This window comes from Actinomadura sp. NPDC047616, assembly GCF_040642915.1.
Classification (GTDB): Bacteria; Actinomycetota; Actinomycetes; order Streptosporangiales; family Streptosporangiaceae; genus Spirillospora; species Spirillospora miaoliensis.
This window is the reverse complement of sequence record NZ_JBEYTB010000019.1, coordinates 41,261-66,506: the sequence shown is the minus strand read 5'-3', so window position 1 is coordinate 66,506 and position 25,246 is coordinate 41,261. Positions and strand designations below refer to the sequence as shown.

The window sequence follows — 25,246 nt, the reverse complement described above, 5'->3', positions numbered from 1 at the left end:
TCACCGCACCCCCTCACTCGAAAGGCAGACAGGTGAGACGAACAAGAAAGGCCGGGCTGCCCCTGGCCTTGGCCGGCGCCCTCGTGGCCGGATCGACGCTGTACGGCGTTCCGGTCGCGCACGCGGCGTCGGGGACGCTTTCCCTCGACTACCGGTGCGACTACCCACTCCTCGGTCTCCAGGACGTCCGCGTCCAGATGACCGTGGACAACATCCCCGACAACCCCAAGGTCAACGAGGAGATCAAGGGCCTGCCGATCACGGCCAAGGCCACCATTCCCGCGGCGACCGTCGAGGGCCTGCGGACCATCAACGCGGCCAAGCTGACGGGCTTCGCCACCGCCGAGGCCGTCGTCACCCAGCCGGGATTCCCCGCCCCCAACATCGCCCCGCGGGTCGGCTTCGACCCGCCCACGGTGGACATCCCCACGTCCGGCGACTTCACCATCAACACCAAGGGCACCTCGCCCTCGCTGTCGTTCACCAAAGCGGGCTGGGGCGAGATCAACGTCGGAAACCTCACGCTGCGGGTGACCCCGCTGGACGCCTCCGGCCAGCAGACCTCACTCGGCCAGCTGAACGTCAAGTGCTACCAGAAACCGGGGCAGAAGAACTCGCTCGTCCAGTTCTACGTGGACGACGGCACCACCCCGCAACCGCCCAAACCCGCCCCCACCACCCTCCAGGCGGCGCAGCCGCCGGTCGAGTACGGGCGGCCGACCTACCAGCCGAACGTCCACAAGTACGACCTCACCTACACCTGTGACTTCCCGATCCTCGGCCCCTCCGACGAGAAGGGGATCCTCAAGGTCCGGGCCGAGGTCGACTTCCCGGACAAGGTGAAGGTCAACGACTACGCACCGCGCATCAAGATCGTCTCCACCAACGTGCTGGGGGCCAACGCGGTCGACGCGCTCACCCAGGTCTCGGCCGTCAAGCTGACCAAGACCACCGCATACGCGCGCGCCGACATGACCGTCCCGCAGTACGCCAGTCCGGTGAAGGCCACCGTCGCGCTGCCCGTGCCGGACACCGACATCCCCCAGGACTACCCGTCCCCGCCGATGACGATCAACGCCACCGGTCAGGCGCCCGCCCTGGTGTTCACCAAGGCCGGATCCGCCTCCATGAGCATCGGCAACATCGACCTGGAGACGACCCCGGTCCAGGCCGACGGCACCCCGACCCAGCTCGGCAACGTCAAGGCACCCTGCGTCAAGGACCCTGCCGACCAGATCAGCAAGATCGACTTCGAGATCACCGACGGTGGCGGCCCCGCCCCCGACACCCAGGCGCCCACGATCCCGGGCAATGTGAAGGTGGAGGCCGGTGTGCCTGCGTCGTCGTCGTTGACGGTGTCGTGGGACGCTTCGACTGACAAGCCTGATGCTGGCGCGTCCGGTGTGGGGGGCTATCTGGTGTTCCGTGATGGGCAGCAGGTGGCCGACGTGAAGGACGGAACCTCCTACACCGATTCCGGTCTCCAGGCCGAGACCGAGTACAAGTACGGCGTGGTGGCCTACGACAAGGCCGGTAACAAGTCGGAGCAGTCGTCTCCGGTGTCGGGCAAGACGGGTTCGGGTGAGCCCGCGCCCGACACCCAGGCGCCCACGGTCCCGGGCAATGTGAAGGTGGAGGCCGGTGTGCCTGCGTCGTCGTCGTTGACGGTGTCGTGGGACGCTTCGACTGACAAGCCTGATGCTGGCGCGTCCGGTGTGGGGGGCTATCTGGTGTTCCGTGATGGGCAGCAGGTGGCCGACGTGAAGGACGGAACCTCCTACACCGATTCCGGTCTCCAGGCCGAGACCGAGTACAAGTACGGCGTGGTGGCCTACGACAAGGCCGGTAACAAGTCGGAGCAGTCGTCTCCGGTGTCGGGCAAGACGGGTCCGGGGAGTACGACGCCGCCGACGAGTGGGGCGTTCGAGTTGTCGGGGAGCTCCAGCCTCAAGGCCGCCAACGGCAAGGTGGCGTTGGCGGGGTCGGTCAGCGGGACGGTCGACGCGGGCGGCAACGTCAGTGCGGACCTGAAGCTCAAGCCGGCCACGGGGGCGTTCTCGATTCTCGGGTTCCTACCGGTGACCGCCGACATCGCGTTCGCGCCCCAGGGGCGGACGACCGGCACGCTGTCGGGCGGCACGCTGTCCACCACGACCAAGACGGTCGTCAAGGTGTCGTCGGTCAAGCTGTTCGGCATCCAGATCGGCGGCGGCAGCACGTGCCAGACGGGTTCGGCGGCCACCATCCCGTTGAGGTCCACCGACTTCACCGTGGCGGGCGGCGGCACGCTCACCGGCACCTATACCCTGCCCGCTCTCCAGGGCTGCGGCGTCCTCACGCCGCTGCTGAGTGCCTTCGTGGCCGGGCCGGGCAACACCGTCACGCTCAGGGCGACGCCGGCGAAGTGACACCGCACGGCATGGCGTAACCAGGGGAGGCAAGCCCCCGCCGCCGCGGAATCCCCGGCGGCGGGGGCACCTCCGTTGCTCGGCAAATGACAAAAGTCCGGGAATATATGAGGAGAATGACATGGTGCCACGCGTGCTCGGCGGGGTCGCCTTGGGGTGTGCGTTGGTCGTGTCGCCTGCCGGATGCGGTGGGGACGAGAAAAATGACGCCAAGACCGTCTGGGCTGCGCGCGTCTGCGACGGGGTCAAGAGGAACGCGAAACGAATTTCGCTGCCGACCGTCGACCAGCGGGACGCCCGGAAGTCCAGGGCGGCGATTCTGACGTTCCTCGGGGACATGGGCGGGCAGCTTCAGGCCCAGGCGGCCGATCTCGACGCCGCGGGAGCGCCGCCGGTCGCCGGCGGGAAGGCGACCTACCGGGCCACGGTGACCAACCTCGCCAAGGTCCGGCTGGAGCTGGGGCACGTCTCCGCCGATCTGCGCAGGGCCCAGGTGACCGACATGAACTCGCTGGCCAAGGCGCTGCGTTCCTACCAGGCGCGGATGGGCGCCTTCGCCTCGTACCAGGGGCCCGTCAAGGACCTGCGCGCCAACACGGAACTGGACGAGGCCTTTCGGAAGGCCCCGCAGTGCCAGGGCGTGGGGACGTGAGGTTGTCACCCGGCTGACAGTCGCGTCGTGTTTCCACCGTGTTTTTGTGCGACGGGAACTAGTCCGGTGGCGGGCGCCATGACTATCGTGAAGCAACTCATTTCGATCCGCTTTCCGAAGTCCTGTTCCGATGAATTCCCGGCGGGCGAGGAGACGGTGAAGAGCGTCCCGGTTCAGCTTTCACATGATGCGAGGAAACGGCCGTGATCGGCGTGGTGTTCGCGTTCTCGGTGAACGCGATGCGGACGGTCGGGCAGGTGTTCCAGCTCGCCGCGACGGTGCTGGGGCTGCTGGTCCGGCGGCCGCATCGCTTCGAGTTCCGCGAGTTCGTCGAGCAGTTCTGGTTCATCGCCGGCGTGACGATCCTGCCCGCGTCGCTGGTGTCGATCCCGTTCGGGGCGGTGACCTCGCTGCAGGTCGGCTCGCTGATCCAGCAGATGGGCGCGGAGTCGTTCACCGGGGCCGCCAGCGTGCTGGTGATCATCCAGCAGGCCAGCCCGATGGTGGTGGCGCTGCTGGTGTCGGGCGTGGCCGGGTCGGCGATGTGCGCCGACATGGGCTCGCGGACGATCCGGGAGGAGATCGACGCGATGATGGTGCTCGGCGTCTCGCCGATCGAACGGCTCGTCGTGCCGCGCGTGGTGGCCTGCATGGGCGTGGCGTTCATGCTGAACGGGCTGGTGTCGGTCGTCGGTGTCAGCGCGGGCTACTTCTTCAACGTCTTCATGCAGGACGGCACGCCGGGCGCCTACCTGGCGAGCTTCTCGGGCCTGGCGCAGCTCCCCGACCTCTACATCGGGCAGGTCAAGGCGCTCGTCTTCGGGTTCATCGCCGGGATCGTCGCGTCCTACCTCGGCCTGAACCCCGGCAAGGGACCCAAGGGCGTGGGGGACGCGGTGAACCAGTCGGTCGTGTTCGCCTTCCTGGTGCTGTTCGTCGTCAACATGATCCTCACCGCGATCTACCTCCAGGCCGTCCCGCCGAAGGGAGGATGACCGATGGCTCTCCCCTTTCCCGGTCTCCGGCTCCTGCGCCGCCCGGGGCGCTGGCTGGCGTTCCTCGACCAGCCCGGCGACCAGCTCATCTTCTACCTGCGGGCGCTGCTGTGGACGCCGCGTGCGATCCGCCGCTATCTCAGGGAGGTGCAGCGGCTGCTGGCCGAGGTGGCGTTCGGCAGCGGCGGCCTCGGCGTGGTCGGCGGCACCCTCGGCGTGATGGTCGCGATGACGCTCGCGACCGGCGTCGTCGTCGGCATGCAGGGCTACTCGGCGTTGCAGCAGATCGGGTCGGCGGCGTTCACCGGATTCGCGTCCGCCTACGCCAACACCCGCGAGATCGCGCCGCTGGTGTCGGGGCTGGCGCTCAGCGCGACCGTCGGCGCCGGTTTCACCGCCCAGCTCGGCGCGATGCGCATCAACGACGAGGTGGACGCGCTGGAGGTCATGGGCATCCCGAGCCTGCCGTACCTGGTGACGACGCGGATCGTGGCGGGCACGGTCGCGATCATCCCGCTGTACGGGATCGGGCTGGTCAGCTCCTACTTCTCGGCCCGGCTCGTGACGACGGTGTTCAACGGGCAGTCGGCCGGGACCTACGACCACTACTTCGGCCTGTTCCTGTCGCCGGTGGACGTGCTGCTGTCGTTCCTCAAGGTCTTCCTGTTCAGCGTCATGGTGATCGTGTCGCACTGCTACTACGGCTTCCGGGCCAGGGGCGGGCCGGCCGGAGTGGGTAAGGCCGTCGGCAAGGCGGTCCGCACCTCGATCCTGCTGATCGGCATCACCGACTTCTTCGTGAGCCTGGCGCTGTGGGGCACCACGACCACCGTGAAGGTGGCCGGATGAGCGGGCGGAGGCGCGGCGATCTCGCCGCGACGGTGCAGCGGCGGCTCGCGGGCGTGGCCTTCCTCATGGTGCCGGTGCTGCTGGTCGCGCTGTCGGTCGCGGTGTACGACAAGCGCTTCACCAAGGTCAGCTGGGTGATCCTGCGCACCCCGAGCACGGGCGACTCACTGCACCCGTACGCGGACGTGAAGCTGCGCGGGGTGACGGTCGGCGAGGTCCGCGAGATCGACACCAGCGGCTCCGGCGCGACGCTCAGGCTGGCGATGCAGCCGGACGCGCTGCGGCTGATCCCCGCCGACGTGACGGCGCAGATGCTGCCCACCACGCTGTTCGGGCAGCGGTACGTGGCGCTGATCCCGCCCGCGCGGCCGAGCCCGCGGCGGCTGGAACCGGGCAGTGTCATCAGCCAGGACCGCTCGTCCAACGCGACCGAGCTGCAGGAGGTCCTCGACGAGCTGATGCCGCTGCTCACGGCGGTGGAACCGGCCAAGCTGTCGGTGACGCTCAGCGCGGTCGCCCAGGCGCTCGACGGCCGGGGCACGCGGCTCGGGCGGACGATGGGCGAGCTCGACGCGTACCTGAAGAAGATGAACCCGTCCCTGCCCACCCTCAACCGGGACATCACCGAGCTGGTCCGGCTGGCCCGCAACTACGACGAGGCCGTCCCCGAGATCCTGCAGGCACTGGACGACGCCACGTACACCGGCCGCACGCTGGTGGACCAGCGCGCGGAGCTGAGCACCGTGTACTCGTCCGTCACCGCGGCGTCCCGGGACCTGACGGGCTTCCTGCGGGAGAACTCCGCGAACATCATCCGGCTGTCCGCCGACAGCCGGCCCACCCTGGAGCTGCTGGCGAAGTACTCGCCCGAGCTGCCCTGCACGCTGCGGATGCTGAACGACTTCATCCCCAAGATGGACCGGGTCCTGGGCAAGGGCGGCAAGCGACCGGGGCTGCACGTCGACGTCACGACGATGCGTTCGCGCGGCGCGTACCGCCCGGGGAAGGACGACCCCGTCTACAACGACAAGGGCGGCCCGGCCTGCTACCCCGTCCCGTATGACGGCGGCGGCCCGTCGACCCCGGTGAAGGTCGGCCGTGGCGGGCTCGGCCTGCCCAACTCGCCGGAGGAGAACCGCCTGATCAACGAGCTGCTCGCGTCCGGCCCGGACGAAGTGCCGGGGGCGCTGCCGGACTGGAGCAGCGTGCTGCTCGGCCCCGTCTACCGAGGCACGGAGGTGACGCTGCGATGAGCCGCACGGGCGGCACGCTGTCCCCGCTGATCAAGTCGCTGCTGTTCGTCGCGTGCACCGGCCTGGCCACCCTCGTGCTGGCGGTCAGCATCGCCCAGACCGACGTCGGGGCGACCGTCTCCTACCAGGCCAGGTTCACCGACGCCTCCGGGCTGCGCGTGGGCGACAGCGTGCGGATCGCCGGCGTGCAGGTCGGACGGGTGGATCGGGTCGGCGTCACCCAACGGCGGATCGCGCTGGTGCGGTTCTCGATCGAACGCGATCGGCGGCTCCCGGCGTCCGCCACGGCGACCATCAAGTACGTCAACCTGGTCGGCCAGCGGTACGTCGAGCTGGGGCGCGGCGCCGGGACGCCCGGCGACCTGCCGCCGGGCGGCACCATCCCGCTCGAACGCACCACCCCCGCGCTCGACCTGACGCAGCTGTTCAACGGGTTCCGCCCGCTGATGCAGGCGCTGTCGCCGGGCGACGTCAACAAGCTCGCCGGGTCGATCGTCCAGGTGTTCCAGGGAGAGGGCGCCACCATGGAGGAACTGCTGGGCACCATCGGTTCGCTCACCGCGACGCTGGCGGGCAAGGACCAGGTGATCGGCCAGGTCATCGGCAACCTCAACGCGGTCATCGGCAACCTCAACGCGCACAGCGGCCGGCTCGTCGACCTGGTGACCACGCTGCGCCGCCTGGTGTCCGGGCTGGCCGCCGACCGGGAGCCGATCGGCGCGGCGGTGAGCGCGCTGGACGAGCTCACCGCCAGCACCGCCGGGTTGCTGGGGGAGAGCCGCGCCCCCCTGAAGGAGGACGTGGCCCGGCTCGGCCGGCTCTCCCAGAACCTGGCCGACGAGTCCGCCACGGTCGAAAGATTCCTCGACATGCTCCCGGTGAAGATGCAGGCCATCGGCCGGCTCGGCTCCTACGGCTCCTGGATCAACCTCTACCTGTGCGAGGCCAGGCTCAGCGGCGCCTCGTACCAGCAGTTCCCGGATGCGCAACCGCCGCCACCGACCGGCATTCCGCTCACCGACGCCAGGTGCCGGTCATGAGCCGCCGGCCGCGCATCCGAAGGCGAGGCAGGCGGGCCGAGCGATCCGGGCGGCCCCTGGTGCGGCCGGTCCGCGAATGGAACCCGATCACCGTGTTCATCGTCGGCATGGTCGCCTTCATCGTCGCGGGGACGGTGGCGTTCCGCGCCGCCGACCTGCCGGTCATCGGCGGCGGCACCGGCTACGCCGCCGACTTCACCGAGGCGGCCGGGCTGCGTCCCGGCAACGAGGTGCGGGTGGCGGGCGTCAAGGTCGGCAAGGTGACCGGCGTGCGGCTGAACAGCGGCAAGGTCCGGGTGACGTTCCGCGTCAAGAGCACCTGGATCGGCAACGCCAGCACCGCCGCGATCGCCATCAAGACGGTGCTGGGCGACAAGTACCTGGCCGTCGACCCGCTCGGCACCGGCGCGCAGGACCCGCGCACCCCGATCCCGGTGGCCCGTACCACCTCGCCGTACGACGTGACCACCGCGTTCGACGACCTCAGCGGCTCCCTGGCCGAGCTCGACTCGCCCAAGCTCGCGCAGAGCCTGCGGACGCTTTCGCAGACCTTCGCGGGCACGCCGCCCGCCATGCGCAAGGCTCTGGACGGCGTCACCGCCCTGTCGAAGACGATCGCCTCCCGCGACGCCGAACTGCGCAGGCTGCTCGCCGGAGCGAACCGGATCTCCGGCACCGTGGCCGGCCAGAACGCCCAGCTCGAGACGCTGCTCAAGGACGGCAACCTGCTGCTCGCCGAGCTGCGGCGCCGCCGTGACGCGGTCCACGGCCTGCTGGTCGGGACACAGCGGCTGTCCGCCGAGCTGTCGGGGCTGGTGGACGACAACCGGCGGCAGCTCGGCGCGACCCTGCGCTCCCTCCAGGAGGTCACCGCCCTGCTCGAACGCAACCGGGCCGACCTGAACCGGGCGCTGTCACTGGCCGGGACCTACACCCGCCTGCTGGGCAACTCGCTCGGCAACGGCCGGTGGATGGACGGCTACCTGTGCGGCGTCGTCCCCAAGAACTACCTGCCTCCCGGCACGCCCCCCGCGAAGGGATGCATGCCGCCCAAGCAAGGGGGCCGCTGATGCCGTCGCCATCTCGGAAGAAGGTCATCGCGGGGCTGCGGAGGCTACGTCGTGCGGCCTTCGTCGTGACCGCCGGTGTGGCGGCCGTCGTGCTCGCGGGCACGGCGCTCGCCGCGTTCGATGACGACCCCGGCTACACGGTGACCGCCTACTTCAGGAAGGCCGTGGGTGTTCACGAAGGCTCGGACGTGCGGGTGCTGGGCCTGAAGGTCGGCGCCATCCGGTCCGTCCGGCCGGAGCCCAGCCGGGTCCGGGTGGACATGCGCCTGGACCGGACGGTCCTGGTCCCGGCGAACGCGGGCGCGCTGGTGATCGCGCCCAGCGTCGTCGCCGACCGGTACGTCCAGCTGACCCCCGTCTACACAGGCGGCCCGCGGCTGGCCGACGGGGCGGTCATCCCGGTGGAGCGCACCGGCACCCCCATGGAGATCGACCAGCTGTACGCGACGGTCAGCAAGCTCGCCACCGACCTCGGCCCGGACGGGCTCAACCGCGACGGGGCGCTGTCGGACGCGATCCGCACCGGCGCGGCCAACCTCGACGGCAACGGCCGCGCGGCGGGCCGGACGATCGAGCAGCTCGGCCGAGCCGCCAAGACTCTGAACGGTTCACAGCGGGACCTCTTCGCCACGGTCGACAACCTGCGCAGGTTCACCGGCATGCTGCGCGACAACGACGCCCAGGTCCGGCAGGCAGAACGGCAGCTCGCCGACGTCACCGGGTTCCTGGCCGCCGACCGCGCAGACCTCGCCGCCGCGCTGCGGCTGCTGGCCGAGGCGCTCGGCAAGGTGAAGACCTTCGTCGAGGACAACCGCGCGCTGCTGAAATCGAATGTCGGCAAGCTCGCCTCGATCACGCAGGTGCTCGTCGAGCAGCGCCGGTCCCTCGCCGAGGCTCTCGACGTGCAGCCGCTCAACGTGCAGAACGTCCTCAACGCCTACGACCCGCAGACCGGGTCGCTCATGGGACGCGCCAACCTCAACGAGCTGAGCGCAGGCGGCGGGGCCGGTCCGCCGCTTCCCCTTCCGACGGTGGATGGAGGTGGCCGCTGATGCGTGTCCGCCGGCTGGCAGGAGCACTGGGGTTGGTGGCCACCGCGCTCTCCGGCTGCGGGTTCGGGGGAGTCCGGGGCGTCCAGGACATCCCGCTCCCCGGCGGCCCGGACCTCGGCGACCACCCGTACACGGTGAAGGCCCGGTTCGCGAACGTGCTGAACCTGGTGCCGCAGTCGGCGGTGAAGGTCAACGACGTGGCGGTGGGCCGCGTCGCCGATGTGTCGCTGCCGCCCGGCGGGTGGACGGCGGAGGTCACGCTGCTGGTCAACGGCGAGGTGCGGCTGCCCGCCAACGCCTACGCGCAGGTGCGGCAGTCGAGCCTGCTCGGCGAGAAGTACATCGAGCTGGCCCCACCACCCGGCGGCGCGACGGGACGCCTGACCGCCGGCAGCGTGATCCCGGTGTCGCGGACCAACCGCAACGTCGAGGTCGAGGAGGTGTTCGGCGCGCTGTCGCTGCTGCTCAACGGCGGCGGTCTCAACCAGATCCAGACCATCACCAAAGAGCTCAACCACGCCCTGGGCGGCAACGAACCCCAGGTCCGGTCAATGTTCCAGCGGGTCGCGGAGCTGACCGGCACGCTGGACGGCAACCGCAAGGGCATCACCGACGCGCTGGACGGCGTCAACCGGCTGTCGGCCACGCTGAACGGCCGCCAAGCGCAGATCAACACGGTGCTGAGCGACCTCGGCCCCGGGCTGAAGGTGCTCGAACAGCAGCGCGGCGCGCTGGTCGAGATGCTCCGGGCGCTCGACCGGCTGGCCGCCGTCGCGGTCGACACCGTGAACAGGAGCAAAGAGGACCTGGTCGCCGACCTCAAGGCACTGGAGCCGACCCTGCGGAGGCTGGGCGAGGCGGGCCGCGACCTGCCGCGGTCGCTGCAGGTCCTGCTCACCTACCCGTTCACCGACGCCGTCCTGCCCGCCATCAAGGGCGACTACCTGAACGTGTACCTGTCGGTGTCCGCCGCCCCCGGCACCCAGATCGTTCCGCCGGTCAAGCCGAGCGGACAGGACGCCCAGCCCCGCAAAGGCACGGGCCCGCCGCTGCCGCTCCCCGGCGCCGAGACCGTCGCGCCCCCGATCGCCCCCGCGTCCGGAGGAGGGCAGGACTGATGCTCACGATCGCCACCCGGCTCAAGGTGTTCGCCTTCCTGGTGATCGCCGTCTGCACGCTGGCGTTCGTCGGCGTCCGGTACGCGGCGCTCGGCGCCTACGTCGGCTACCGCGACTACTACGTGGTCAACGTCGAACTCGCTCAGGCGGGCGGGCTGCTGCGGTACGCGGACGTGACGTACCGGGGCGTGTCCGTCGGACGGGTCGGCCCGGTACGGCTGACCGACGACGGCGTCGTCGCCGAGCTGCACATCAAGAAGTCCGCGCCGAGAATCCCGGCGCGAACGACGGCGGTCGTGGCGAACCGCTCCGCCGTCGGTGAGCAGTACATCGACCTGAGCCCGCAGACCGCGGGCGGCCCCTACCTCGCGGCCGGCTCGCGGATCGAACGCGCCGCGACCACGACCCCCGCGCCGGTCACAGATCTGCTCAAGAGCGTCGACGACCTGGCGGCCTCGGTGCCGCTGGGCGACCTGCGCACGATGGTCGACGAGCTCGGCGAAGCGTTCAACGGGCAGAGCCAGAACCTCCAGATGCTCCTGGACAACGCCGGCGCGTTCACACAGGCGGCCAACGAGCACGCCGAACCGACCAGGCGGCTCATCGAGGACGCCGAGACGGTGCTGCGGACCCAGAACGACGAGGCCGAGGCGCTCAAGTCGTTCGCCCGCGACGCACGGCTGCTGGCCCGGCAGCTGCGGACGTCCGACGGCGACCTTCGCCGTCTGATCGCCGCCGCCCCCGGGGCGTCGGAGCAGTTCGCCGGGCTGGTCCGCGACCTGGACCCCGACCTCGGCGTCCTGGTCGCCAATCTGCTCACCACCTCCGAGCTGCTCCTCACTCGGGTGGATGGCACGGAGGAACTGCTGGTCAAGCTGCCCCGCGCGGTCGCCGCCGGCTCGTCGATGATCGAGGGCGGCACGCTCGACTTCGGCATGGTGACCACGTTCTTCCAGCCGCTGCCCTGCACCAGGGGATACGGCGCCACCACCTACCGCAACGGCCTCGACACCTCTCCCGGACCGCCGCTGAACACGGCGGCGCGCTGCGCCATGCCCGCCTCCAGCGGGGTGAACGTGCGCGGCGCCGCCAACGCCCCACGCGGCGCAGTGCCCACTCCGGCCGTGCCCGGCTCCGTCCTCGGCGACACGAGCACGTCGTCCCTGCCAGGCGCCCTCGGCCTGCCGGCCCTGCCCCCCTCATCACCCCCCTCGGACATGTCCGCCCTGCTCGGAATGGCGAAAGGGGGAAGCTGATGACCCGCATCGCCGCATGGGTGGCGCTCGCGCTGGCCGTGACGTTCCTCTCCTGGTCCGGACGGGCCCTGTGGCAGACCTGGCACGACTCCGACGCGACGGCCTTCGCCCGCGAACGCGACCTGGTGCTTCGCACCGGCACCCGAGAGGTGGCCATGCTCAACAGCATCGACTGGACCCGCCCCGACGAGGGGCTGCGGCGGTGGCGGGACGCCTCCACCGGGCCGCTGCGCGACCGCCTCCAGCGCGAGTCGGCGACCAGCCGCCAGAAGATCCTGCGGGCCCGCACATCGGCCGTGGCGAACGTGGACGACGCCGCGGTGACGTCCCTGGACGTGCGGACGGGCACCGCCCAGCTCATCGCCGCGGTGCGGATCAGGCTGACACCGCAGGGTGGGCAGACCACCGTCCAGCGCAAGCGCTACGAGGCCGGTCTTACCCGCACGTCCAGCGGGTGGCGGCTCAAGTCGCTCACCGTGCTCCCGGTCAGTGCCCGCTGAGAAAGGAACGCGATCGGTGCCCGAAACGCAGGAGGACCGCCCCCGAACGGCCACGAACGCCCCAGCCGACCACCGACCACGCCGGCCTCACCGGCTGTTCGTCGTCGCGGCGTTCGTCGCACTCGCCGGATGCGGCCTGTTGGCCCTGCGCGGACCCGCCGGCGCGGAGGAGGCCGCCTCGGCGAACCGGGCGCTCGTCGACACCGCCGCCACAACGGAGGTCATCGGCGACGTGGGGAACGCCCTGACCCGGATCTTCTCCTACGACCCGGACGACACCGCCGCCACCGAGCGCGCCGCCGCCGACGCCCTGTCCGGCCGGGCCGCCCACGACTACCGGCGCCTCTTCCCCCAGGTGAGACGGCAGGCACCGGCACAGCGGCTCGCGCTGCGCACCAGGGTCGTGCGCGCCGGCCTGGTCAGCCTCACCGGCGACACGGCCCGCCTGCTGGTCTTCCTCGACCAGGCCGCCACCCGCGCCGGAAGGCCCGCCGCCTCACCGGCGGCCGCGCAACTCTCGGTGACGGCCCACCGGCACAACGGCCAGTGGCGCATCACGGAGATCAGCTCTCGTTGACCCGAACGACCTGCCAGAGGAACCGACTTCCATGCCGAACACCACCGAGGCGGACACCACGACCACCTCCCGCGCCGACAGCCCCGCCGACGAGCCCGGCGCCACGTCCCATGACATGCGTGGCGACGAGCCCGGCGAGAAGTCCACGGACACGTCCGGCGAAAACCCCGCCGCCGAACCTGGCGACGACCCTGGCGGTGGGCGGGCCGATAAGCCCGCCCAGAAGCCTGCCCGGAACGACGCCGACATGTCCGGCCAGAAGCGCGCCGAGGACTCTGAGGACGAGGTTGTGCCGGGTGGGAGGCGGCGCTGGATTCCGTGGGGAGCGGATCCGGTCCAGGTAATCGCGATCGTGCTGACGGTGGTGGCGGCGGTTGCCGCCGGGTGGTTCGGGTGGTCCCGCTACGCAGCCAGGCATGACGACTCGTTGCGTTACGCGGCGACGCGCGATCAGGTGCTGCGGAGTGCAGAGCAGGGGGTTCAGAACCTCAGCACCCTGGACTATCGGTCCCTCGACCGGAGCCTCAAGGCCTGGCAGGAGTCCGCCACCGGCGACCTGTACCGGGATATCGTTCAGGGCCGGGCGCAGTTCGAGCAGCGCGTGCGCGAGGCCCGGACGGTCACCGCCGCCAAGGTCCTGGAGGCCGCGGTCACCGAGTTGGACGAGCACGCCGGGAAGGCTCGCGTCCTCGTCGCCGTCCAGATCACCGTCACCCCGCCCGAGGGGGAGCCCGCGGTCAAGAAGAGCCGCCTCGTCGGCGAGCTCACCAGGACCGCCGACGGATGGAAGATCAGCGGGCTCGGCCAGGCACCCATCGCGAACCCCTAGGAAGGGTCACCGCCATGCGAGCCATCAACCTGCCCGTCGCGCTCGGCACCGCCACCGTTCTGCTGGTCGCGTTCGCCGTCTGGTCGCACCGGGAAGCGGCAGCCCTGCGCGATACCCCCTCCGCGCGCAACGCCGCTCTCGCCGACAACGCCCGCACCAGCGAAGTCAAAGGCCAGGTCACCGACGTGGTGAACACGGTGTTCTCCTACAACTACGCCGACGTCGACAAGACCGAGCGCGCCGCCCATAACCTGCTCGTCGGCCGGGCCGTCCGGCAGTACGACGCCATGTTCGCCACGGTGCGCAGGCAGGCGCCGATGCAGAAGCTGGTGCTCACCACGACCGTCACCAACGGGGCGGTGAGGATGCTGCAGGGCGAGCGGGCGCGGCTGCTGCTGTTCGCCGACCAGCGCAGCACGCGCGGCACGGACGGCACGAGTTCCTACGCGGGCGCGATGCTGGCCGTGGACGCGATCCGCCGGGACGGCCGCTGGCGCATCGCGGCGATCGACACCTTCTCCTGAGGATGCGGCGCGAGCCGTGCCGATTGACGACCTCGACGACCACCGCGAAGAACTCGTTGAGCAGCGCGACGACCTCCCCGGGCGGACGGGTCGCCGCCAGCCGGGTGGATCCGACGAGGTCCACGGCGTGGCGGGCCAGCTCGCCGTTGGGCACCGACTCCACCTGATGGCCCCGCTTGTGAAGCAGGCTCACGACGACCTTGACGAGTCTCGGATCGTCGTCCACCACAAGTAACCGTGCCCCCACGGCTGGGGCAACGCCCATAGAAGCCACCGTACGCCTCTTGTGACGGCGTGCCCGGCGTGAAGCCCGATCACGCGGTGACATCGTCGAGGCCGGAGCCAACTGTCGAAGATCGCGGGTATCCCGCTGGCCTTGGCCGAGTGCACGCCCTTGTTCAGCGCTTTCTACGTGGCTGCCGGGGACGCGCTGGCGAGGCTTGGACCTGACCGATGCGGACCTGCGCCGTCGCCAGGGGCCCTCCCGGCCGCACCCCAGCGAGTTGACCAGCGCCCTGCTGCTCATCTCCGCGGCACCAGCAACGTCTTTACCCGGTTCATGGTGCTGCCCGTCGTGCTGCTGCCGCGCACCAGCCCGTTCCGCACGCCCGACTGCATGCCAGAAGGGATCTCGCCGGCCTGGCGGCTCACCCGCCAGTTGCCGCTGGGCCGCCGCCGCGGCCTCGGCTCCTGCTGCTGGTATCACCAGGGCGACTGGCGCAAGGTCTCCCGCACGGCGATCAGGCTGCTGCGCCGCGTCCACCGCCGCCGAACTGGGCATCGACCCCATGGCTGAAGAGTCGTGACCAGCGCGCGAGCCGATCGAGGACCGTATGCACCACGGCCCGGCTCGACGCGCGCCGGTGCGGTCGAGCCCGTGGCGGGTTTCGGTGATCTGTTGGGTGGGCCTGCTGCCCGCGCCGACCCTGCACAGCCCGTTGGCCAGGGCCAGACCGTCGAGGGTCGGCGCCGATGACAAGCACTCTCACCGCGGCTCGCCGCCGAAGTCCGCAGCGTGCTCGGCGGCCCACACCGACAGCGGCCGGGCGCTCGCCCCGGTGATGTCGTGCACCGTGGAGGTGACGGCTGGGGGCGGGCCCGCCGCCATCCTGGCGTAGCCGGAGAGCAATTCCTCCACGAACCCGTCGGGGAAGCCGGAATCGGCCAGCAGCCGGGCGCGCTCCTGCACCGGCGACAGCTCCTGCCAGCGCAGCGGGCGGCCGATTGCCTCGCCGATCACCCGGACCTGCTCGGCCTGGGTCAGCACCTCGGGGCTGGTGAGGGTGTAACGGCGTCGGTCGTGCCCGCCTTGGGTCAGCACGTGTACGGCCACCGCCGCGATGTCGTCCTCGTGAATCGGTGCCATCGCCAGCGAGCCGAAAGCCCCGCGCACGGTGTCACCCGCCCTGATCTGCTCCCTCCACCACAGCGTGTTGGCCATGAACGTGCTGGGGCTCAGCACCGTCCATTCCATGCCCGACTGCTCGATCAGGCGCTCCACGGTTGCGTGCCAGCGGGCGACCGGGTTGGGCTGCTTCTCGGGAGTGAGCCCGGGGCGAACGCCGCCACCGGTCATGAAGACGACACGGCGGACGCCGCGCTTGAGCGCGTCCACGATGGGGCGGGCCGGTTCGGCCGAGTGGAACGGCCACATCAGGAACGCCGCCTCGACATCATCGAGAGCGCCGGGCGCCTCCAGGTCCGGCGTGATCACTTCGACGTCGTGCGGCAGCTTCGCGGTCTCAGGGGTGCGGCTCGTGGCTCGCACGGCGGCGCCGCCCCAGGCCAGCCGCTCGGCCACCCTTCTGCCGACGTTTCCGGTGGCGCCGAAGACAAGGTATGTGCTCATGCCCCAACGATCACGCCGACTCAGTGGACCGCGTAGGTCACGGGGCAAAGAACGGCTATAAGTCGCATGTCATAATGATCTATGGTGAAAACTAGCACTCTGGATGCGATGGATCACGCTCTCGTGCATGCGCTCCAGATCGACGGTCGAGCCTCTTTCCGTACGATCGCCGAGGTGCTTGGCACCTCCGAGCACACCATCGCCCGCCGTTACCGGAAGCTGCGCTCACACGGCATTCTGCGGGTGGTCGGCCTGCTCAACGGCCCGCGCTTCGGACATACCTCGTGGTCGGTACGCCTGGTGTGCACGCCGGACGCGGCCGGCTCGGTGGCCGGGGCGCTCGCCCGCCGCGACGACACCGTCTGGGTTCGTCTGCTGTCGGGCGGCACCGAGATCGCCTGCGGCGTCCAGACCCGTGGCGACGGGGAAGGCGACGCCCTGTTGCTGAAGAAGCTGCCACGTACCCCGCGCATTGTCGCCATGTCCGCACACGCGACCCTGCACATGTTCGCCGGATGGCGCAGCCGGGTCACTGTGCTCTCCGAGGAGCAGGCCGAGCGGCTCCGGCCGGCTCCGCCGCAGGAGATGGAGATCTCTCTGCGTAAGGAGGATCATGCCCTGCTGCGCGTGCTGGCCCAGGACGGGCGGGCCGGGTACGGCGAGCTGGCAGCGGCCAGCGGATGGTCGCAAACCACCGTGCGGCGCCGCCTCGGCCAGTTGCGATCCGGTGGCGCGCTCAGGTTCGACGTCGAGATCCCTCCACAGGCCTTGGGGTACCACGCCGAGGCCTGGCTGTGGATGAAGGCGGAGCCGTCGGCCCTAGCCGCGGTCGGTGCCGCGCTGGCCGCTCACCCCGAAGCCGACGTGGTGGCGGCCACCACAGGCCCGACCAACCTCATGGCGGGGGTGACCTGCCGTGACACCCAGGACCTCTACCGCTACCTCACCGAGCGGGTGGCGCCGCTGGACGGTGTGCGCGAGTTGGAGACCGCGCCCGTGATCCGCACGGTCAAGCGGGTGGGCACCGTCCTGTCCTGATGCCTCAGATCGCCGCCAGGCGAGGCCATTCGTCACTCCGAAAACCCCGGGGGCCGATGCGGGGGTGATGTAGCAACGGAACGAATAATCACGCTAAGGACCGCGGGCGAGCCGCGAGTGTTGTGCGCAGCGTTGTTGTCAGTGAGTGCCGTTCACGCCACATCACCCAGCGGCGGCAACGGCGCCAACACCGCGCTGCGCGACGCGGACCTTCTGCGGCGCAACCTGGCCGATGTCGTCCATGGGCGTCGAGAGCTTCGCGAGGCCATCGACGACTACGAGACTCGCATGATCGAGTACGGCGCAGCCGCTGTCACGCACAGCGTTGCCGCGCTCGACAAGTTCCTCCCTGGCGGACAGCGCGGCTGACACCAGCACGATGGGCTTTGGCGCACTCCGGCCGTACCCGGGGTCCCGGTAGTCCTGGCGGAAAATCCAACGGATGTGCCGCTGACCCGCAGGGATTCGGCGGGCACGAGGACCGGCATCGAGCGTGGCAATTAGCCCTCGTTCAGTGAGACGTTCAGCGGGCGACCTATCTGAGACGACGTTCCCGCAGGTCACGGGGCTTGAGCAGCAACCGAACGGCCAGTCACGTTAAGGAGCCCGGCGGGCGCCTCTTGTCGTTACTGGCCGTTCCGATGCGGATGACGTCGAGCGGGACGCCAGTTCTGTAACGGTTTGGTGACTCTGGGTTGCCTATCGGTGAGTCGGTCCTACTTTTGCGGCGTGTGCCTGTGAAGTCCTTGACTGATGATGAGGCGGCGGCGTACGGGCGGTTCGCGGGACCGCCGACGCAGGCTGATCTGGAGTGGGTGTTCTTTTTCGATGACGAGGATCGGGCGCTGGTCGGGCAGCGGCGTGGCGATCACATGCGGCTTGGGCTCGCCCTGCAGTTGGTGACGGTGCGCTGGCTGGGGGCGTTTCTGGAGGATCCCCTTGATGTGCCGGGGGGGTGTCCCTATGGGTTCTGTCAAGCAGCCTGCGGGGTGGCCTTTGAGGCGGGGGGTTGGTAGGTGGTGCCGTCACGGAGCATGGCGAACAACACGTCGCAGCGGCGGCGGGCCAGGCAGATCAGAGCGGCGTTGTGTCGCTTGCCTTGGTCGCGTTTGCGCTGGTAGTAGGCCTGTGAGACGGGGTGGGCCAGGGATGCGAACGCGGCCAGGAACATGGCGCGTTTGAGGTGTTTGTTGCCGCCTTTGGGTGGGTGTTCGCCCCGGATGGAGGTGCCCGAATGCCGGGTGACCGGGGCCAGACCGGCGTAGGCGGCCAGGTGACCGGCGGTCGGGAAGCCGGAGCCGTCGCCGACCTCCAGCAGAACGCGGGCTGTGGTGCCCTCACCAAGCCAAACCCGCCCCGTCACCGAACCGAAACGTAGATCAGCTCCCTACCGCTAATTCCTGCACCCAGCCTCCTCGCGGGCCGCGACTACTCGAACGCAGTTGGCGCGGACCCGCACCGGAGGTTGTGGTGCTCACCAACGTGGACGCCGACGCGTTCCCACCCGGTCACTCGGGCATGATGGCCAGCACGGCGTCGGCGACCGTTCGGAGGGTGGCGACGGGGTCGTCGCCGAGGGGGTAGACGCCGACTTGGTCCGCGCCGGCATCGAGGTGCGCGGTCAGGCCGCGCGCGAGGTCGGCCGGGTCGCCGTAGGCGAGCAGTGCGTCGATGAGGCGGTCGCTACCGGTCCCGGAGAGGTCCTCGTCGGTGAAGCCCAGCCGCCGGAGGTTACTGGCGTAGTTGGTGACCTGCAACGCCTTGCCAGGCGGTGCGGCCCGGGCAACGGCGCGGGCCCGCTCGACGTCGGGCTCCGCAAGCGCGAAGTGGCCGGGAAGTAGCAGCTTGCCCGCACCCAGGACCTCCCTCGCCCACCGGGTGTGATCGGGCGTGACCATGCAGGGGATGGCACCCGCGGTGCGGTCGCGGGCCAACCGCATCATTCTCGGACCGAGGGCGGCCAGCACTACCCGCTCGGCCGGGACGCCGGCCAACGCCAGTTGGTCCAGGTAGGACACCAGGGTGGCATATGGCGACGCCCACTCGGCGTGGACCTCGCGGTGCCCGATCCCGACCCCGAGAAGGAACCGGCTGGGGTACCTGGCGACGATTCGGTGGTAGGAGGCGGCGACAGTCTCGGCGTCAGCGGTCCACACGTTGACCACGCTCGTGCCGACCACCAGCCGGGTGGTGGCGTCAAGCAGCCTCTCCGCGAGGGTGAGGTCGGCCGGTGGCGATGCGTCCAGCCAAAGCGTGCCATATCCGGCCCGCTCCACCTCCACCGCGCTCTCCGGGCTTACCTCATGCTCGCGGAGGTGGGCGCCGAGCAGACCCAGATCGATATCCATGATCCGATCCCAGCACCACGCCCCCATCGGAAACCAGGACCATTTCCGACGCGCTCGATAACCTGGAGGCATCGTCGCAGAGCAGGGGGCGGATCGGTGGAACTGCGCGCACTGCGCTACTTCGTTGCGGTCGCCGACGAACTGCACTTCGGGCGGGCCGCCGAGCGGCTGCACATCGCCCAGCCCGCGGTCAGCAGGCGGATCGCCCAACTGGAACGGGAGCTGGGAGTCCGGCTGCTGGACCGTTCACCGCGCCGGGTCCGGCTCACTGCTGCGGGGCACCGGGTGCTCGCCGCGGCGCGTGATGCGCTCGCGGCCGCGGATCGGGTCCAGGCCGCCGCCGGTGCGCCGGCGGGCAGCATGCGCATCGGTACCGCCGCCGGGTTCACCGCTCGCCTGGAGCGCGGGATCGACGCGCTGCGCGAGCACCCCGCGGCGCTCGGCGTCGACGTCGTACTGGTCGACCTTCCACTGGCGGCTCGTCTGGACACCGTGCGACGGGGGGAGATCGATCTGGCACTGGCCCGGGGGGTACGTTCGGCACCCGGGCTGAGGGTGCTGCCGACGTGGACGGAGCAGCTGTTCGCGATCGTGTCCGTACAGCACCTCGCCGCGGGTCGCTCGACAGTCGACCTGGCCGATCTCGCCGTTGGCGAACTGCGGATCCCGTCGCGGGACCACGGCCTGTTCCTGCCGGAGGCTTTGAAAGCCGCGATACGGAAGGCCGGGGTCGAAACTCGGGTCGGCCGTCCTGCCGGGACGGTCCAGGACACGATCGTCGAGATCGGTTTCAATCCGCGTAGCTGGACCGTGCTGCCAGGCGACCAGGTCGCGGAGATCCGCTCCACCCGGGTGCGGGCGATCCCGTTCGCACCGCAGACCACGATCATCGGCAGCGTCGTGGTACCGGTCGACCTCCCGCCCACCTGCGCCGCTGCCCACCAGGCAGCCTTCGGAGATTGACCCGTCGAGAGCGGCACCCGCGCGCGGCGGGCCAGTTCGCTGGTGCTGCAGCCGGGAGCGCGGGCGATGCAGTTGAGGATCTGCGCGCGTGTCTGCCCCAGCAGGGCGACCAGCGGGTCGCCTGCGGCGAGGGCCGGAGAGGGACGGCCTGGGATCGGATAGGCCAGCACGGGAGGTAGGGCGGGGTCCACAAGGGTGACCGGGTTCGCCCGGCAGAAGTAGGTCGGAATAAACGTCAGTCCCCGGCCGCACAGGTGAATTTCCCGGTTCAGCCCCGGCGCATAATCGACTTCCAGGACGGGTGGGTGCCAGCGCATTGTGGGGACCAGATGGGCGAGCATCTGCTCGGTGCCGCCGGTGGTGAAATGATGCTGCATGATGTGGGCGTGTAGATCGTCTGTATGACTTCGGCGCCAACTTTAATTACTATACGTTCAAGATGAGTCAGAAGTGTAGTTGTGACTGATAAAGTCCACCATCACCTGTCACAGACTGGCCAACGATCCGCTGATCGCCGCCTACCAGGCGGCCCGCATGCGGCTGGTCGAAATGCCCTGAACCCAGTCGAGGTGTGCACTTCACCGGTAGGCGACTCCGCTCCTCCCACGAGGTCACAGGATTGATCAGCTGAGGCTGCCGTAAAGGCTGTCCCGTAATGATCAGGAAGTGCTGGAGAGTTTAGGCGGCGGGCGTGGCGTGGAGGCCGGTCAGCCGGCCATGGCCAGGTTACGCAGGAGGGCGATGCCGCAGTCCGGCACCTCACGTTGTCGATTCCCTGGGAAGTTGGGTTGCGTCCACGGAGGTGGTGTACGAGTATCCGCAGGTGAAGAGCGTGGCGTCGTGACGTGAGACGGCCACCGCGTAGATCCTTCGAGATGGATGATCAAGAGGCGGCCCGGGACTGGCCGCGGGCGGGACTGGACGCGCCCACGGTCCGTGCCAGTCTGGCCGCCGCTCCCGACCAGGCGCATCTGCTGATCCGCCAGGCCGTCGACACCGACGCTCGCCGCCGGGGCCTGCCGGCCGACCAGGCAGGGAGCCGGCGGCTGGTGCTGGTCGTCGACCAGTTCGAGGAGCTGTTCACCACCCCCGAGGGCGGCACCGGCGGCGCCGACGAGGGTGGGGCCGGCGGCGCGGCAGGGGAGGGGGCGGCGGAGACGGCCGCGTTCATCACCGCGTTGCACGCGGCCGCGACCGTCCCGTGCGGGCCCGCCGACGCTCCGGCGGCACTGGTGTTGATCGCCGTGCGGGGTGACTTCGTCGACCGTTGCGCCGACCATCAGGTCCTGGCCGCCGCCAAAGCGCGCGGCCGCGTCGGCGGCCGCCCCACCGTCGTCAACGAGGACCTGATCCGGGCCGCCCGCGACATGCTCCCCAACCCCGAGCATTCGGTCACCTCGATCGCCAAGCTGCTGGGCGTCTCCCCGGGGACCCTCTACAACCACATTCCCGACCTGCGAGTTGCGTGCGGCAGGGCGCACGCCGCCGCGGGAGGCGACCGCGTGAACGACGCCAGGCTATGTACCCGTAAAAGGCCGGGCAGCCTTATGGGAAGGGATCGTCGGGGGGCTTGGCCGCGGTGAACGATCCGGTGGATGAGTTGGTGGTGGAGGAGGTGGCAGCGCCCGACAGGTACATCCAGCCGGTGAGCTGCTGGTCCTTCACCTTGCTGTGCACGCGCTGGTAGGCGGACGGGTCGATGAGTCCCGGACCGTGCGCGATGACGGACTCGTACACAGGTGGGGAAGAGATGAACGCCAGGTCGGCCTGGGTCTCGTCCTGCCACTGCTTAAACGCGGGGACGTCCAGCAGCCGGGCGGCGTGGATGATGGCCGATCCCACGACCCCCTGCTGGTCGATCGTCACGGGCCCGACGTGCAGCGCGAGTCGCAACTGGACGGTGCGGGCGGCGTCGCTGGAGCGGTTGTGGCGGCGCAGGCCAGCGGCCAGGCGGGCGAGCATGGGATCGACGACCGCGGCAGTCGGGATCTCTGGCGGGACGATGATGAGCGCACCGTCGCCGCGGTCTTCCCGGTGGCAGGCGTCCCAGGGGACGTTCGACTGCTCCAGCGCCTCGCGCAGCAGAACCCACATGACGCGGCGGATAACCAGCCGGTCGTCGTCGGTGCGGTCTGCGCCGGCGAAACCGGCGATGTCGGCGAAAAGGATCGTGCAGTTCTGGCTCGCCCACGCGGGAGTGGGCCGGGCGGCGATCGCCGACGGCCGACGCACACCTGGCGTCGGCGTCTCCCGCGCCGGGCTCGTGGGGACGAAGGGCTGCTGCTGGACCTGGTCCTCCTCGGCCATGCGTTCGTACGCCTGGTTCTCCAGGACGGCGAGGACATGGGGATGGTCGGACAGGAAGGCGGCGAACTGCTGGATGGTCATCCGCAACGCGTGGACGGTGTGGAGGGCGACGACGTCGGACGGGCGCTTGCGCAGCAGCAGGGCGGCGCGTTCGCCGATGAGGTCGCCGGGGCCGCGGATGGCGATGGGGCGCTGCTGACCGGACCTTTCGACCGAGACTTTGACCCAGCCTTCCTGGATCAGCAGGACGTGGTCGGAGACCTGGCCCTCGGTCCAGATGACCTCCCCGGGGCCGAAGGTGGCGGGCTGGGCGGCCGCCGCGAACGCGGCCTGCTCGTTCGGGGTCAGCGACGGCCAGAAGCCGCGGGAAGGCTGCTGTCGCGAGGCCGGCTGAGCGGCCGGCCGAGGACGCTGCGTGCTGTCGATCCAGTCGGTCAGCCGGCCGAGTTCGGCTTCGACGTCGTAGGCGGGGGGATCTTGCTGCGCCTGCTCGACAGCCCGCTGGTAGACCTCCTCGGCGCTCACCGAAGCCGGAATCTCGGGGCGTCGGTCGTCGCTCATGATGCCGTCCCCCTTCCCCAGTCCTCTTGTTCAGGATCCTCGATGAACGGGACCTGCGGTCCCACCCTCAGCAGCAGTTCGGTGCGCGCCTTCCACAGGTGACCGCGCACCGTGCTCGAACTGATGCCCAGCAGGTCGGCGATCTCGCGGGTGCTCCAGTCCTCTGCCCAGTGCAAGAACGCCACGCGGGCGCGGTCCGGCGGCATTTTGGCGATCACGTTCCAGCACTCCTGTAACGCCGCCGCGCTCAGCACCTGGCGGCCGACGTCGAGGCTTTCCTCGCCGTGGGGATCCTCGACTGCGACTTCGTCCACGAGGTGAATCCGCCGACGTTTGCGCCACTCGTCGATCGCCTTGTTCTTGAGCACCCGGTACAGCCACCTGCGTTGGCCTTCGGGGCTGCGCATCCTCAGCTCTGCCCACGCCTGGACCGCCGCTTGGAACGTCTGCTGCACCAGGTCGCTGGCGGTTTCGGTGTCACCTTGCGTCAGCGCGGCCCAGGCGAAGCCGAACAGGTTCTCTGCCTCGGCACGGAACAGCGCGGCGATTTCGGGCTGCCATTCGGGGTCGATCACGATGATCCCCGCGATGGCGGTGACGGCGGGGAGGGCGCGTCTGGCTGATCACTCGACCAGATCCGCACGCTGTGACCGTCCGGGCCGTCCTCGTACACCACCACGGTCCCGGCCGAGGCGCGAGACAGCACCTCCCGCAGCGTCGCCTGCCGCTGCCGCTGGCCCAGCAGCCGCCACGCGCCGCAGGTGACGAAGGCGCCCAGCACCATCAGCCCCACCTGCCAGGAAACAACGAAGGTTGCATTCGACACTACCGCCGTGAGCGCCTCAGGCCAGGCCTCACGCAAGCTTTTCCATGCCCTCACACACCAACCTCGTGTCACCCCGCCGAAGCGTTTGCGAGGTGCGGCACGGCGTCGACCGGAGCCTTGCGTCCGCCATCCTCTTGGTCTTCGTCGCGCGTTGCGGATGGCGTTGTCGTCACGGCTGCGAGCGCCGTGAGTGTGATGAAAGGTGGCGGATAGTGGCAGCGTGCGCGGTGTGCGGCGGCCCCGCGCCGCTTGACCGGCACACCGACCGGGACCCTCGCACCGGGCGCGAAGACCCCGACGGGCGGCGCCGGCTGACCGAGGCGGGCCGCGCGCACATCACCGAGCACGCCGACCGATACGGCCCAGCTCTACCCGCACGTGGTGCTGCGCACCCCCGCCGAGGTCGCCGCCGAGCCGCTGACCGTCGCCGACGACTGGCGGGTGCTGGCCGACATCGCCCGTGGCGTACTGGCCGCCCCCGACACCGCTGTGCCCACCGGCTACGCCCGCGACGGGTGGAGCCACCGGTGCCTGGCGGGGACGGTGGACCGGCACCGGGACCGCGGCCTGGTGACCGTCACCAGTGACGGCCGCCGGCGGCTGACCGACGCGGGCTGGGCGCACTACGCCGCCCACCACGCCGACTACGCCCACAGCCGGCCCGGTATCGCCGCGCCTGCCCCGGCCGACCGGTCCGCCCAGGTGGCCCCGGGCCAGTGCGGCGCCGCCGGAGTGCACGAGTGGCACCGCTACGCCTGCACGCTGCGGGCCGGACACCACGGCGATCACAAGGACCCCGCCCAGGGCGTGCGCTGGCCCGCCGAGGGCGGCCCGGTCAGCGACCTGCAGGGCCGCCCGCTGCTGCGCGGCACGCCACCACCGCCGCGACGGGCAGCAGCCGACCGAGGGCTGCGCCGCCCCGGCACCAACGGCCTGGTGGGAGTGCTCGGCGATGGAGCCGCGAGTCCCCCACGCTGATTAGTTAGAGCAAGAGCCCACCGCCACGCGAGGTAGCGCTTGCTTCTGGGGTGCGGCTAGGTCGATTGGGGGAGGGCGCGGCCGGCTTCACGCGCTCTTGCCGTCCGGACCGCCTCTGAGTGGATCACTGCATGGCTCCCAGTGGTCTGTGTCGTGCTGTGACCGTCTCGCTCGCCTTCACTGCGGCCAGAAGATCGGCCATGAGGTGGTCGGGGATGGTTCCACGGTCGAGGCCGGAGAGTTGGACCATGTT

27 protein-coding genes and 1 pseudogene are annotated in these 25,246 nt (G+C 70.2%); 22 read left to right on the top strand and 6 right to left on the bottom strand.

The genetic code is table 11. The features are described 5' to 3' along the window. Nucleotides 1–32 precede the first annotated feature (32 nt). The 16 genes from ABZ801_RS34960 to ABZ801_RS34885 all read left to right on the top strand — a co-directional run bounded on the left by ABZ801_RS34960 (nt 33) and on the right by ABZ801_RS34885 (nt 14,919). Nucleotides 33–2,408 (top strand): fibronectin type III domain-containing protein, encoded by a 2,376-nt coding sequence (locus ABZ801_RS34960; RefSeq protein ID WP_360706376.1) that lies wholly within the window; start codon nt 33–35, stop codon nt 2,406–2,408. Nucleotides 2,409–2,529: 121 nt separating this feature from the next. Further along, nucleotides 2,530–3,060: a hypothetical protein gene (locus ABZ801_RS34955; RefSeq protein WP_360706374.1), complete on the top strand. Its 531-nt coding sequence runs from the start codon at nt 2,530–2,532 to the stop codon at nt 3,058–3,060. A gap of 239 nt (nt 3,061–3,299) precedes the next feature. Then, nucleotides 3,300–4,055 (top strand): ABC transporter permease, encoded by a 756-nt coding sequence (locus ABZ801_RS34950; RefSeq protein ID WP_344941024.1) that lies wholly within the window; start codon nt 3,300–3,302, stop codon nt 4,053–4,055. Between the two features lie 3 nt (nt 4,056–4,058). Further along, entirely contained in the window at nt 4,059–4,904 is an 846-nt protein-coding gene (locus ABZ801_RS34945; RefSeq protein ID WP_344939138.1) for an ABC transporter permease, read from the top strand. Beyond that, nucleotides 4,901–6,157 (top strand): MCE family protein, encoded by a 1,257-nt coding sequence (locus tag ABZ801_RS34940; RefSeq protein WP_360706371.1) that lies wholly within the window; start codon nt 4,901–4,903, stop codon nt 6,155–6,157. Before ABZ801_RS34945 ends, ABZ801_RS34940 begins: the two co-directional genes overlap by 4 nt. After that, complete coding sequence (locus ABZ801_RS34935; protein ID WP_360706368.1) at nt 6,154–7,197, top strand: MCE family protein; 1,044 nt, start codon at nt 6,154–6,156, stop codon at nt 7,195–7,197. The genes ABZ801_RS34940 and ABZ801_RS34935 overlap by 4 nt, the downstream gene beginning before the upstream one ends. Further along, nucleotides 7,194–8,267 carry an MCE family protein gene (locus ABZ801_RS34930; RefSeq protein WP_360706365.1) on the top strand — a complete coding sequence of 358 codons (1,074 nt, stop codon included), beginning with the start codon at nt 7,194–7,196 and terminating at the stop codon, nt 8,265–8,267. Before ABZ801_RS34935 ends, ABZ801_RS34930 begins: the two co-directional genes overlap by 4 nt. Next, a complete protein-coding gene (locus ABZ801_RS34925; RefSeq protein ID WP_344939125.1) occupies nt 8,267–9,319 on the top strand; it encodes an MCE family protein in 1,053 nt (350 codons plus the stop codon). The genes ABZ801_RS34930 and ABZ801_RS34925 overlap by 1 nt, the downstream gene beginning before the upstream one ends. Beyond that, nucleotides 9,319–10,437, top strand: a complete 1,119-nt coding sequence (locus ABZ801_RS34920; RefSeq protein WP_360706362.1) for an MCE family protein — start codon at nt 9,319–9,321, stop codon at nt 10,435–10,437. Before ABZ801_RS34925 ends, ABZ801_RS34920 begins: the two co-directional genes overlap by 1 nt. Beyond that, entirely contained in the window at nt 10,437–11,693 is a 1,257-nt protein-coding gene (locus ABZ801_RS34915; RefSeq protein WP_360706360.1) for an MlaD family protein, read from the top strand. The genes ABZ801_RS34920 and ABZ801_RS34915 overlap by 1 nt, the downstream gene beginning before the upstream one ends. Continuing rightward, nucleotides 11,693–12,193 (top strand): hypothetical protein, encoded by a 501-nt coding sequence (locus ABZ801_RS34910; protein ID WP_360706357.1) that lies wholly within the window; start codon nt 11,693–11,695, stop codon nt 12,191–12,193. The genes ABZ801_RS34915 and ABZ801_RS34910 overlap by 1 nt, the downstream gene beginning before the upstream one ends. A 16-nt stretch (nt 12,194–12,209) precedes the next feature. After that, on the top strand, nt 12,210–12,770 hold the full coding sequence (locus ABZ801_RS34905; RefSeq protein ID WP_360706354.1) for a hypothetical protein: 561 nt from the start codon (nt 12,210–12,212) through the stop codon (nt 12,768–12,770). Nucleotides 12,771–12,801: 31 nt separating this feature from the next. Next, on the top strand, nt 12,802–13,599 hold the full coding sequence (locus ABZ801_RS34900) for a hypothetical protein (protein ID WP_360706351.1): 798 nt from the start codon (nt 12,802–12,804) through the stop codon (nt 13,597–13,599). Between the two features lie 14 nt (nt 13,600–13,613). Beyond that, nucleotides 13,614–14,123, top strand: a complete 510-nt coding sequence (locus ABZ801_RS34895; protein WP_360706348.1) for a hypothetical protein — start codon at nt 13,614–13,616, stop codon at nt 14,121–14,123. Between the two features lie 16 nt (nt 14,124–14,139). Further along, the gene (locus ABZ801_RS34890; protein ID WP_360706345.1) at nt 14,140–14,358 is read left to right on the top strand and encodes a hypothetical protein; all 219 of its coding nucleotides are present in this window, start codon (nt 14,140–14,142) and stop codon (nt 14,356–14,358) included. Between the two features lie 324 nt (nt 14,359–14,682). Beyond that, nucleotides 14,683–14,919, top strand: coding sequence for a hypothetical protein (locus ABZ801_RS34885; RefSeq protein WP_360706342.1), 237 nt, complete (start codon nt 14,683–14,685; stop codon nt 14,917–14,919). 189 nt (nt 14,920–15,108) lie between these two features. Here ABZ801_RS34885 and ABZ801_RS34880 read toward each other — a convergent pair whose 3' ends face one another. Next, the gene (locus ABZ801_RS34880; RefSeq protein ID WP_360706339.1) at nt 15,109–15,972 is read right to left on the bottom strand and encodes an NAD(P)H-binding protein; all 864 of its coding nucleotides are present in this window, start codon (nt 15,970–15,972) and stop codon (nt 15,109–15,111) included. A 108-nt stretch (nt 15,973–16,080) separates the two neighbouring features. Here ABZ801_RS34880 and ABZ801_RS34875 point away from each other — a divergent pair, with 108 nt between their 5' ends. The 3 genes from ABZ801_RS34875 to ABZ801_RS34865 all read left to right on the top strand — a co-directional run bounded on the left by ABZ801_RS34875 (nt 16,081) and on the right by ABZ801_RS34865 (nt 18,026). Further along, complete coding sequence (locus ABZ801_RS34875) at nt 16,081–17,010, top strand: AsnC family transcriptional regulator (RefSeq protein WP_360706337.1); 930 nt, start codon at nt 16,081–16,083, stop codon at nt 17,008–17,010. 141 nt (nt 17,011–17,151) lie between these two features. After that, the gene (locus ABZ801_RS34870) at nt 17,152–17,379 is read left to right on the top strand and encodes an FAD-dependent monooxygenase (protein WP_360706334.1); all 228 of its coding nucleotides are present in this window, start codon (nt 17,152–17,154) and stop codon (nt 17,377–17,379) included. 362 nt (nt 17,380–17,741) lie between these two features. Then, nucleotides 17,742–18,026: a DUF4158 domain-containing protein gene (locus tag ABZ801_RS34865; RefSeq protein ID WP_360706331.1), complete on the top strand. Its 285-nt coding sequence runs from the start codon at nt 17,742–17,744 to the stop codon at nt 18,024–18,026. Here ABZ801_RS34865 and ABZ801_RS34860 read toward each other — a convergent pair. Next, nucleotides 17,984–18,355 (bottom strand): annotated as a pseudogene (locus tag ABZ801_RS34860) (transposase); the annotation flags it as partial. The gene ABZ801_RS34865 and the pseudogene ABZ801_RS34860 overlap by 43 nt on opposite strands. Before the next feature lie 163 nt (nt 18,356–18,518). Beyond that, nucleotides 18,519–19,358, bottom strand: coding sequence for a TIGR03620 family F420-dependent LLM class oxidoreductase (locus ABZ801_RS34855; RefSeq protein WP_360706328.1), 840 nt, complete (start codon nt 19,356–19,358; stop codon nt 18,519–18,521). Nucleotides 19,359–19,454: 96 nt separating this feature from the next. On the opposite strand from ABZ801_RS34855, the gene ABZ801_RS34850 reads away from it, so the two are divergent. Together ABZ801_RS34850 and ABZ801_RS34845 are read left to right on the top strand one after the other, a co-directional pair. Continuing rightward, complete coding sequence (locus ABZ801_RS34850) at nt 19,455–20,321, top strand: LysR family transcriptional regulator (protein ID WP_360706324.1); 867 nt, start codon at nt 19,455–19,457, stop codon at nt 20,319–20,321. Nucleotides 20,322–21,196: 875 nt separating this feature from the next. After that, nucleotides 21,197–21,904, top strand: coding sequence for a hypothetical protein (locus ABZ801_RS34845; RefSeq protein WP_360706321.1), 708 nt, complete (start codon nt 21,197–21,199; stop codon nt 21,902–21,904). Here ABZ801_RS34845 and ABZ801_RS34840 read toward each other — a convergent pair. From ABZ801_RS34840 to ABZ801_RS34830, 3 genes are read right to left on the bottom strand one after another with little or no spacing between them, the layout of a single operon-like run. Continuing rightward, the gene (locus ABZ801_RS34840) at nt 21,867–23,189 is read right to left on the bottom strand and encodes a cyclic nucleotide-binding domain-containing protein (RefSeq protein ID WP_360706318.1); all 1,323 of its coding nucleotides are present in this window, start codon (nt 23,187–23,189) and stop codon (nt 21,867–21,869) included. The genes ABZ801_RS34845 and ABZ801_RS34840 overlap by 38 nt on opposite strands. Continuing rightward, entirely contained in the window at nt 23,186–23,764 is a 579-nt protein-coding gene (locus ABZ801_RS34835) for a sigma-70 family RNA polymerase sigma factor (protein WP_360706315.1), read from the bottom strand. The genes ABZ801_RS34840 and ABZ801_RS34835 overlap by 4 nt, the downstream gene beginning before the upstream one ends. Then, nucleotides 23,761–24,051: a hypothetical protein gene (locus tag ABZ801_RS34830; protein WP_360706312.1), complete on the bottom strand. Its 291-nt coding sequence runs from the start codon at nt 24,049–24,051 to the stop codon at nt 23,761–23,763. Before ABZ801_RS34830 ends, ABZ801_RS34835 begins: the two co-directional genes overlap by 4 nt. A gap of 345 nt (nt 24,052–24,396) precedes the next feature. On the opposite strand from ABZ801_RS34830, the gene ABZ801_RS34825 reads away from it, so the two are divergent. After that, nucleotides 24,397–24,993 carry a hypothetical protein gene (locus tag ABZ801_RS34825; protein ID WP_360706309.1) on the top strand — a complete coding sequence of 199 codons (597 nt, stop codon included), beginning with the start codon at nt 24,397–24,399 and terminating at the stop codon, nt 24,991–24,993. Nucleotides 24,994–25,246 lie beyond the last annotated feature (253 nt).